Annotated in this window: 7 protein-coding genes; 5 read left to right on the top strand and 2 right to left on the bottom strand. The window is 70.0% G+C overall.

The features are described from left to right. The first annotated feature begins 122 nt into the window (after window positions 1–122). Window positions 123–2,096 (top strand): zinc ribbon domain-containing protein, encoded by a 1,974-nt coding sequence (locus ABZ904_RS15410; RefSeq protein WP_361823532.1) that lies wholly within the window; start codon window positions 123–125, stop codon window positions 2,094–2,096. On the opposite strand, the gene ABZ904_RS15405 is transcribed toward ABZ904_RS15410, so the two are convergent. Beyond that, window positions 2,093–2,401: a hypothetical protein gene (locus ABZ904_RS15405; RefSeq protein ID WP_359394161.1), complete on the bottom strand. Its 309-nt coding sequence runs from the start codon at window positions 2,399–2,401 to the stop codon at window positions 2,093–2,095. The genes ABZ904_RS15410 and ABZ904_RS15405 overlap by 4 nt on opposite strands. Before the next feature lie 555 nt (window positions 2,402–2,956). Continuing rightward, a complete protein-coding gene (locus ABZ904_RS15400) occupies window positions 2,957–3,736 on the bottom strand; it encodes an SDR family oxidoreductase (protein WP_360993473.1) in 780 nt (259 codons plus the stop codon). A gap of 482 nt (window positions 3,737–4,218) precedes the next feature. Here ABZ904_RS15400 and ABZ904_RS15395 point away from each other — a divergent pair, with 482 nt between their 5' ends. The 4 genes from ABZ904_RS15395 to ABZ904_RS15380 all read left to right on the top strand — a co-directional run bounded on the left by ABZ904_RS15395 (window position 4,219) and on the right by ABZ904_RS15380 (window position 8,553). Further along, on the top strand, window positions 4,219–5,325 hold the full coding sequence (locus ABZ904_RS15395) for a hypothetical protein (protein ID WP_359394157.1): 1,107 nt from the start codon (window positions 4,219–4,221) through the stop codon (window positions 5,323–5,325). 273 nt (window positions 5,326–5,598) lie between these two features. Continuing rightward, window positions 5,599–6,312 carry a DUF4232 domain-containing protein gene (locus ABZ904_RS15390; RefSeq protein WP_359394155.1) on the top strand — a complete coding sequence of 238 codons (714 nt, stop codon included), beginning with the start codon at window positions 5,599–5,601 and terminating at the stop codon, window positions 6,310–6,312. Between the two features lie 161 nt (window positions 6,313–6,473). Continuing rightward, window positions 6,474–6,983 carry a hypothetical protein gene (locus ABZ904_RS15385; RefSeq protein ID WP_360993467.1) on the top strand — a complete coding sequence of 170 codons (510 nt, stop codon included), beginning with the start codon at window positions 6,474–6,476 and terminating at the stop codon, window positions 6,981–6,983. 1,036 nt (window positions 6,984–8,019) lie between these two features. Further along, window positions 8,020–8,553 (top strand): SigE family RNA polymerase sigma factor, encoded by a 534-nt coding sequence (locus ABZ904_RS15380; RefSeq protein WP_361823529.1) that lies wholly within the window; start codon window positions 8,020–8,022, stop codon window positions 8,551–8,553. The last annotated feature ends 7 nt before the right edge of the window (window positions 8,554–8,560 follow it).

Below are 8,560 nucleotides of genomic sequence, written 5' to 3'. Positions count from 1 at the left end.
CTCCTTGAGGACTTCGCGTCGCTGGTCACCACGTTCGCCGGCCGCCTGTACGGGATGCGGTCGGCTGAGAACCGGCGTCGCCTGCTGGCCGAGTCCGGGCAATGCCAGGCCGGTAGTCACCAGTGAGCCGGAAACCGCTGCTCGCCGACGGTGAGACCTCCCGCACCGCGTGCGCCCGCACCCTTGTGCGCACCGGCGTGGATGAGAAGACGGGCGAAGTCCTGACCCAGGCCATGCTGGCCGAACGCATCGGCTGGTGCAGCGACCTGGTGGCGGGCATGGTGTCTGTCGTGCTCGCCGAGCGTTGGAACAGCCGTGATGTGAAGGTAGTCGCCTCCGGCGTGGACGAGGTCGGTCGGAATCTGCCGTCGAACGCGTGGATGGCGCTGCGGCGTCTGGGCTGGAGTGCCGCCCCGCCCGAGGGCGTGAAGGTCAACGACCGGATCGTGCGCATGGCCCAGGAGCAGGCCGGGCGGGCGCTGCGCTCGGTGAAGTGGCGCGCCAATGTGGTCTTGGGGGTGCTGGCGACGTGGCCGGCCAATCCGAGCAAGCGCACCCCGAGAGAGTGGGATCAGGTTCGGGCGGCGATCTGTGGCGGGGAGCATCTGCCGTCCAGCATCATCAAGGCCCGCACCCGGCAGGCGGCCACGTATCTCAAGTCCAACGGCCATCTGCCTGTAGACGTGTTCGAACTTGAAGGCGCCCCGAAGGTGGCACGCCTGCTGCTGCTCGCCGCGTGCGATGGGCAGCAGGCCACGATCGAACGCTCCGAAACCGACACCGGGCAGGCGCTGCTACGACTTCAACTGCCCACCCGCCCCGACCCGACCACCTACCGGGACTGGACGTGGGTGGCCTGCCCCATCGCGCTGCCGCCGACGGTCCCCGCAGCGGCGGTGCTCCACCTTCCCACCCTCCGCCTCGCGGGTGACACCGTGCGCGCTGACCTGGCCTACACCCACGCCGTCCCCAAGGCCCACCGCACCGGTCATACGGTGGCGCTCGGCGTGGACTGGGGCCTGAACACGCTCCTCAGCGCGGGCGCCGTGCAATTGAACGGCGAGGGGCGGATCACCGCGCTCGGTGCCGGCGCCCAGTTCCGGGCCGCCGGTGTGCTCGCCAAGCAGCACCGCCTGCGCCGCCTCTCGGAGCGACTGCACACCAAAGCCGACCACTATGAACGGCTGATCGCAGGCCACGACGACCACCGGCGTGCCCCCAAGCTGGACGTGCTGCGCAGCGAGATCCAGCACGTGTCCAACCGCCGGTCGAACCTCAACGACGCGCTCGCGTGGGCTGCCGCCAGGTGGACCGTCGACCAGGCCATCGCGGCCGGGGCCACGGTGGTCTATGTCGAGGATCTGCGGTCGATGGAAGCCGGGGGCATGGGCCGCACCCTGAACACCCGCCTGTCCCAGCAGGTCCGCGGACAGATCGCCGACCGCATGCGGCACCTCGCCACCGAACAGGGCATCGCCGTCGTCACGGTTCCAGCCCGCAACACCTCCAAACTGTGCCCGCACTGCCTGACCCCGCTGCGGCACCGCAAAGCCCCCGACCAGCCCACCATCCCGGGATGGAAATGGGCCATCTGCCCCAACCAGGACTGCCGTTGGCAGGGCGACCGCGACCACGGTGCCTGGCGCCGTATCGCAGCCCGCGGCCTGGCCCACCAGGCCACGACCGCTTCCGACCGCACCAGCGGCCACATGGTGATCCGGACGGTCCTCGACAACCTGGAAGCGAACGCGGTCGTCACACCGACTGCCAAGACCAGCCGGAAGGACCGGTCCAAGACCGGCTCCACCCGGCGTCGTTCCCCACGCCCCGCGCCCAGGCGACGCAGGGCACCCTCCCCGGCACGGCCTCGCGGTCCTGCCGGCCAGCGTCCGGAGGGACACGCTCACACGGACCGGACCCGGCTGCCCCGCGCAGCCCACCGACACCAGGGCGTGAACACGATCAGCACACCCACCACCGGCCACCAGCCACGAGGAGCGGCACTCGGCGCGGGATTCCACCTCCACGCCCACGCCTCCCCACCACGGTGGGAAACGATCCCGGAAACTCAATCCAACCCAGGATCGCATAGCTAATCAGAGACGCTGTCCCCCAGAAGCTCGTACTCCCATTGCGCCGCCGCCTCGGCGAGACGCCGGTCGCTGAGGTACCCGGTCTGCTTCTCCCATTCGGCAAGCCAGGGGCCGAGCGTTCCGGACGCCTCGGCACACAGCACGAAGACCTGGTGCGCCGGGACGACCGCGTCCGGATCGGTGAGGCTCTGCTCCCACCAGGCATGCAGAAACTCGCGTACCGGACCGGCGTGTTCGTCAGGCCATTGCTGCCAGCGGCCGCGGGCGAAGGAGTACCCGGCCTCTTCGAGTCCGAACAGCGGTTCCACGCGACCGGCGACCAGAGCTGTGGACGAACTGCGGCAGGATGCGCCGCAGCACGGCTGCGTGATCGGTCCAGTCGATGGCCCGCCAGGTCCGGTACAAAAGATCCGGCTCCAGCTCCACGTCCGGCGTCTTCAACAGGGAGAGTTCCTCCGAACTGCCCCAGTGACACTCGCAGTTGTTCTCGTCCGGGTGCGCTGTCATACCGCGGAAGGTGACGGCGAGGTTGTCCAGGGCGGCGCTGAGGCGGCGGCGTGCTGGACGGTCGGCGAGATGCATGATGTGCCCGGCCTTCGAGGACTCCGTACGGCGTCTGCCGACCGAAGGTCACCACTTTACCGGGTGAGGCCGGGCGGACACCGGCCGATTGAGAGAAGTGCGGGGCCGGGTGGCCGACAGGGTCGGTGTACGACGTCAACGGCCTCGTCGAGGCATCGCGCGACCCTCCCTTTCAGGCCCGCCCCGCAGTCGCGCACGTAGTTCCCGAGTGCGATCTCCACGTGCTTGGCCAGGCTGTGGGACCCGTCCTTTCGGACTGCCCTCAGAACCGGCTGCACGCATCAGTGGACCGAGAGGCCGCCGTCGATGAAGATCGACTGGCCGGTGATGTACGCGGATGCGCGGCTCGCCAGGAACACCGCCGCGCCCGCGAAGTCCTCCGCCAGACCGTTGCGCCCGATCATCGTCCGGGCGGCGAGCTCCGCCACCTTGGCCGGATCGGCGGACAGGCGCTCGTTCAGCGGAGTCATCACAAAGCCGGGGACCAGCGTGTTGCTGGTGACGCCGTACGGGGACCACGCCTCCGCCTGCGAGCGGGCCAGCGACTCGAGGCCGCCCTTGGACACTCCGTACGCACCGCTCTGGACGAAGGCCCGGTGGGCCTGCTGCGAGGTGATGTGGATGATCCGTCCGAAGCCCCGCACGGCCATGCCAGGGCCGAAGCACTGTCCGAGGAGATATGGGGCCTCCAGGTTCACCGCCATGGTGGCGTCCCACACCTCGTCCGTCAGCTCGCCCAGCGGTGGGCGCAGGTTGATGCCAGCAGAGTTGACGAGGATGTCCGGCTCCCCGAACACCGTCGCCGCCTCGCGAGCTGCCGTCCGTACCCCGTCGCGCGTGCCCAGGTCGGCACTCACCCACGCCGCCTGGCAACCGTCGACCACCAACTCCTCGACCACTGCGGCCAGTTCCTTCTCCTTGCGCGCCACGATCACGACCCTCGCCCCGGCGTGGGCGAGGGCCCCAGCGATGGCCCGCCCGATCCCTGAACTCCCGCCGGTGACAAGGGCGACCCGGCCCTCCAGTGAGAAGAGTTCGGTGAGGTAGGGCTGCGAGGTCATTTTCGTCCTCCGGGCACGAGCTCTGCAGGCAGGTGGTGGGCACCACGTCCGACTGGCGACTCTACGTGAACGGTGTCGAACCGGCTCTCCCGCAACGAACGTGTCCAACGGGTCGCGCCGTGGCTGGCTATTGATTGCCCACGTAGTTCTGCGGTCTCGCCGACACGGGGGCCTGCCGTGATGGGCTCCACTACGTGAATTCGGCCGACACCACCGACAGCGGCAGGGCCCGTCGCGTCCGAACTGGTCTAAGCCCCAGGCTTCTTCTGTCGTACCCGTCAGTCTGGAGGGGTCTGCTGACGGCGGCAGGCAGGTGAACTCCTCTCTGCCGGGGAGTTGGCGTATCGGCCGTTCGTCCTTCACCTTTCCTTCGTCCTCGATTGCAGCGACGAATGCACCCTTGCGCGATGCGGTCGAAGTCCAGGGGGTGGCCCTCGACGCAGTACGGGCACGGGCATCGTGCTTCACCACAAGGGGGGACGATGACGCGACCGCGCGTGCCGGCACTACGGGGGAACTCCCCACGGGCACGGCTTCGGCGCTGGTCCAGGGGCGCCGCTGCCACGGCGACAGCGGTGTTCCTCGTCGCCATGGGCGGTGCCTCCCCCGCCCACGCGGCCGGAGCGCCGGTTGCGGGCGCCGGCTCGACATGGGCCCAGGACCCGACCGCCGAACTGCTGAACCACGCGGGATATTACGCAGCCCCCAGCGCCGGCGCCGTGGCGATCGGGCTCTCCTCAGCCCCGTCCGACCCCTCCGGCCCCGTCGGTCTCAGCGCTGCCTACAGCAATCCGGATCCGCGGACCTATCCACTTCCGCTCGTCAGCTATCTGATCGTCCCGACCACGACGGGCGGCACATTCACCACGGCGAAGGGGCAGTCGCTCAGCTCGTTCGCCTCCTATGCGCTGTGCCACCAGGGTTCACAGAGCGGCCTGGGCTACGCACCGCTGCCGCCCGATCTGGTCCGAAGCGGCCTCGACGTCATGTCCCGCATTCCCGGATCCTCGCTCAGCGAGGTCGACACGTCGGGCTGCGCCGCCTCGTCCGCCGCCGAGCTCCAGGACGTTCCGCAGCCGCAGGAGTGCGACCGGGTGGGCAGCCCGTCGTGCGACATCCCGGGAGGCTGGACGGAGTCGATCAGGACAACGCTCGAGCCTGGGGCGCTGGCGATCTCGATCGCGGGCGACGAGCACATCATGCTGCCCAGTCCGGTGCTCGACCCGTCGGGCGCGTACCTCCACACCTCAGGGCAGATGAGCCCCATCACCGTCACCGACAGCCGCCCCGGCAGCGTCGGCTGGACGGCCTCCGGCCAGGTCGGCGACTTCACGGATTCCGCCGGCGGCACCATCGACGCGGCCAGCCTGACCTGGACCCCCGCCGTCGTCGACCGCGGCAATGTCCAGACCGTCACGGCAGGCGCCCCGCTCGTCCCCGGCAACGGCAGTGGGTTGAAGGATCCCCGGACCCTGGCCACCGGGATCGGCCCCGGCACCGCGGGTCTCGGGGCGACGCTCGACCTCGACGCCCCGACCTCCACGACACCCGGTACCTACACCACGGTCCTCACGGTGACCGTCATCTGACGGGAGGACGGAGCACGCGGGACGAGCATCTCGTCTCGCGTCCGGACCCGCCGGCTGCGTGGCTTCCTCACGTCCAGTGCTGCTGCCTGCCGCCAAGAGGCGCTGGCCTGACCACGTGTCACGGGCTCGTGACACTCCTCGTGACAGACGTGACACACCCGCGACGGGCCCGTGACAGCGATCTTCGAACTTCCCCGCAGAGGGCCACATCACATGGGGTGTCCGGCAAAAGAGCCGGACCGAAGACCGGACCACGAATCCCTGGGGGACCCCATGTCGAACCGTCGTGCGAACCTTCGCCTCCGCAAGAGCGCCGTGGCCCTGACGGGCGCCGCCCTCCTGATGGCCCTGCTCACCGCCTGCAACGGCGACGGCACCCCGCCGAAGGCCGTCTCCGGCAACGCCGCCCCCGCACCCGGCGACTCCGCCACCACGGACACCACCACGGGAGGCGGCACCGCCTCCGCACCGTCGGCGGCCTCCACCGGTTCGGCCGGCTCCACGGGGAGCAAGGGCGGCGCCACCGGCACCGGCACCGGCACCGGCACCGGCACGGCGGCCAGTGGCTCGGTACCCGCCTGCCAGGCCTCCCAGCTCGGCTACGCCTGGGCGGGCACAAAGACGGCTCCTTCCGGGGGCAGCGGCCAGATGCAGGCCACCGTGGCGCTCACCAACAAGAGTGGGCACGCCTGCTCGATGTACGGCTTCCCGGGCGTCGACCTGGTCAACAGCGGTGAGCAGTGGTCGCTGATGCGCGAGGGAACCGCCCCGCACAAGGTCACCGTGGCGAGCGGGGCGTCCGCCCACTTCACCATCACCTATCTGGTCTCGCAGAGCGGTGACTCCGGCGCGTTCAGTCCGACCACGGTGGTCATCACCGCACCGAACCAGCGCACCTCCTACGACCTGCCCTGGCGGTTCGGCGCCGTCCTGAAGCAGGACGGCGCGACCCACCCGGGGACGTTCATCGGTCCGGTCGGCGAGTGACGCGTTCCCGCACGCAGCCCGGGAAAGGGCCGGGTCACCGGCCATGACCTCACGACAGCCTTGGTGGGTGCGGGACTTGAGCCCGCGCCGACTCGCGCCACGATCGGCCCGGCAGTTGATGCGGGGCACAACTTTTGCGCCCGCTGAGGAGTCGTACGGGCATGATCGACATGCGCGCACGGCACACCTTCGGTGCATCCATACTCGTCGTGACCCTGGCCTCGTTCCTGCTCTCCTGCTCGGGCAGCCCGGCTGACACGTCGAGCGACGGGCAGACTCCCGGCCGCGGTGTCCGCAGCACGGCATCGGCCGCCGCGACCGAGGAGCCGACCCCCGAGAGCACGGGCGAACCGTCTCCGGGCGTCGAGAAGGTCCGCGATGTGTTCGCCCGGCTTCAGGCCACCTACAACGACGGATGCACGACCCCGGGCAACTGCGAATACTTCCTGGGCCGCGTGCGCGACGAACTCGGCAGCCTCGACGAGGCGATGAAAGCGGACCCCCAGGGTGCCGGACATTTCGCGAAACCCCTCGCATGGATCGCGAGACTGCGTGCCGAACTGGGCGACGACACCTCCTTCGCGAGGCTCAAGAGGCACCAGGGCCTGCTCACCGGAACGCGCGACAGGATCAACTCATGGATGCAGGGCCACCCGGAGGACTACCGATGACACTTGGGCCGCGAGAGCGCTGAAGGCCGCCGCACGCCCGGGACGGCCTTCAGGGACGGCAGCGTGCCGATCTGCGTGCCCGATCCCGCCGCACGCCCGCCGGACGCACCCGTGCCGGTGACCTTCACCAGAGGTCCGGCAGGGGCACTCATAAACCGGACGGCTCCGGCTCGGCTCCCCGCTCCGGGCGCGGTGCCGACCCACCAGGTGGGCAGTCGCGCTGGTCCTGCGGTCCAGCGGGCGTCGGCGGCTGCGCGTATCCCTGTTCGGTCACGCAAGGGTCGAACGTCGGCTCGTCCGGGCTGAAGGGGTCGGCCGGGAGGGCCCTGTTCGCGGCGCCCCCTCGGTGGCCGGCGGACTCGGTCGGCGACGGTTTGGCGGTGGCGTCCTTGCCGTTCGTACCATCCTTGCCGTTCGTACCATCCTTGCCGCCCGTACCGTCCCTGCCTTCCCGCCCGTCCCGGCCGTCCTGACCTTCCCTGCCGTCTCTCCCTTCCCTCCCGTCCTTCCCGTCCTTCCCGTCCTTGCCTTCCAACCCGCGGGGGCCTTCGGGACCGGTGGGGCCGGGTGGACCGGAGGGGCCGGGCGGACCAGAGGGGCCGCGCCTCGTGTGAAGATCGTCGAGCTGCATCTGCTGGGCGACGAGCGAAGCCGACTGCAGGACGAGCACGGCGATCAGTGCTCCACCGAGCACGAGGTGACGCCGCGGTCTTCCCGGTGTCTCGTTCACGTTGCTCACCTGACCCCTCGCTGTGTGACGGCGTCAGAGTAAGTGACGAGGAGTCAGATAATGCGGACAGACTCGACGGGGTCCGTCGCCGGGATGACTGCGAAGGTCGCGAGTCCGTGATCGCTGCGGGCCGGTCGCGGCGGCGCCCGATTCCCACTGCCCCTGGGGCCCGAGGACACCGTCAGCCGTTGCGAGCCGGGGCTCGCGTGGACGAGGGCGAATCCGGTTTCAACCTTTAGGGTGCGGCAGCGCTCTGAAGAGGGGTGACAGGACAGGGCCGTAGACAGAGCCTGGAAAGGAGTGCAGATGCCGGAGAACGGCCGGGGCTCCGAAGCGCCGCAGGTGTCCCAGGCGCCCGAGAGCTTCGAGGCCTTCGCACTGGCGAGCCAGAGACGGTTGTACCGGACCGCGTACCTGCTGTGCGGGGACCCGGACAGCGCCCGGGACCTGACGCAGACCACGCTCGCCAAGCTGTTCCAGCACTGGCGGCGGGCAAGTGCCGCCGACCACATCGAGGCTTATGCCAGGACCGTGCTGGCCCGCACCTATCTGGCCGAGCGCCGGCGCCGGCTGCGGGACCTGCTGGCGCACGCCCGTCCCGGTCCCCGGCCCGCCCCCGACCACACCGATCTGCGCGTGACGCTGATGTCGGCACTCGCCGGGCTGCCGCCCAGGGCGCGGGCCATGGTCGTGCTGCGGTACTGGGAGGACCAGAGCGTCGAGTCCGTCGCCGAGCTGTTGAAGTGCAGCAAGTCCACGGTCAAGAGCCAGTGCTCACGCTCCCTTGCCAAGCTGCGCGCCCAACTGGGCGAGGCCCACATCTACGCCACGGGGAGCTGAGGAACCG

The sequence above is a fragment of the Streptomyces sp. NPDC046900 genome, assembly GCF_040644975.1.
Taxonomy (GTDB): Bacteria; Actinomycetota; Actinomycetes; order Streptomycetales; family Streptomycetaceae; genus Streptomyces.
Note: the sequence above shows the minus strand (reverse complement) of the source record. Positions and strands in the feature narration are given on the sequence as shown.

What these genes read in the sequence shown, in the direction of transcription:
- ABZ904_RS15400 (WP_360993473.1), bottom strand. Translation starts at nt 3,736, where the DNA reads ATGACCTCGCAGCCCTACCTCACCGAACTCTTCTCACTGGAGGGCCGG.
- ABZ904_RS15395 (WP_359394157.1), top strand. Translation starts at nt 4,219, where the DNA reads ATGACGCGACCGCGCGTGCCGGCACTACGGGGGAACTCCCCACGGGCA.
- ABZ904_RS15390 (WP_359394155.1), top strand. Translation starts at nt 5,599, where the DNA reads ATGTCGAACCGTCGTGCGAACCTTCGCCTCCGCAAGAGCGCCGTGGCC.
- ABZ904_RS15385 (WP_360993467.1), top strand. Translation starts at nt 6,474, where the DNA reads ATGATCGACATGCGCGCACGGCACACCTTCGGTGCATCCATACTCGTC.
- ABZ904_RS15380 (WP_361823529.1), top strand. Translation starts at nt 8,020, where the DNA reads ATGCCGGAGAACGGCCGGGGCTCCGAAGCGCCGCAGGTGTCCCAGGCG.